The organism is Streptomyces swartbergensis, assembly GCF_002148965.1.
In the GTDB taxonomy this organism is placed as follows: Bacteria; Actinomycetota; Actinomycetes; order Streptomycetales; family Streptomycetaceae; genus Streptomyces; species Streptomyces swartbergensis.
The window spans coordinates 1-947 of the sequence record NZ_NGFN01000756.1 but is presented as its reverse complement, the minus strand read 5'-3'; the positions used below and the strand labels follow the sequence as shown (position 1 = coordinate 947).

Here is a 947-nt window from a genome sequence, read left to right as displayed (position 1 = left end):
GTTCGGCGGGTTCGGGGGGATCGACGGGATCGATGACTGCGGCTTGTGGCGCGTTCTCGACGCCCGCAGCGGATCTGTTTGCCGGACGGCCCTCCTGTCCGGTCTGATCGTCCGTGGGTGCGCTTAAAGATTCTGACTGCGGCATGAGAATCCCCAGGATCGGCAGCCTGGCTGAGGTCGGCGTTTGACTAAGATACGGACGAGCCGGTTTTTTTCAAAGGGTGAGCCAAACCGCTGGGACAGGCTCTCGCGCCCCCGCCGCACAGCGATTTCACAGGAATCGACGGAGATCAGGAGGCACCCGATGGCGCGACAGGAGCGCGCGATCCGCACCCGGCGGACCATCCTCGAAGCTGCCGCAGCCGTTTTCGACGAACGCGGTTACACCTCGGCGACCATCGGAGAGATCCTGGACCGGGCGGGCGTCACCAAGGGCGCGCTGTACTTCCACTTCGGTTCCAAGGAGGAGCTGGCGGTGGGGGTGTTCGAGGAGCAGCTCGCGATCACGCTCCCGCCGCAGTCCAGCAAGCTCCAGGAACTCGTCGACTCCGGGCTGGTGCTGGCCCGTCGGCTGCGCTCCGAACCGCTGGTTCGCGCCAGTGTGGGGCTCGCACTCGACCAGGGGGCCATGGAGCTCGACCGCACGCCGGCCTTCCGCATGTGGTTCGACCAGAACGTACAGCGGCTGACGGAGGCGAAGGCGCAGGGCGAACTGCTGCCGCATGTCGACGTGGCGGAGACGGCGGAGCTGCTGGTCGGCAGCTTCTCGGGGGTGCAGTTGCTGTCCCAGCTGCGGTGCCAGCGGCAGGATCTGGAGCGCCGCGTCGTCGTGATGTTCGAACACTTCCTGCCGAGCATCGCCGTCCCCGCGGTGCTGGCCCGGCTCGACATCTCGGTGGAGCGGGCGGAGTTGGTGCTGGCCCAGGTGCAGGGGCAGGGGCAGGGGC

The 947-nt window shown here is 67.4% G+C and carries 1 protein-coding gene; it reads left to right on the top strand.

What is annotated here, in order from left to right:
* Positions 1-304 precede the first annotated feature (304 nt).
* Positions 305-947: ScbR family autoregulator-binding transcription factor (locus CA983_RS44120; protein WP_107500370.1), on the top strand; the 643-nt coding region annotated here is incomplete at its 3' end.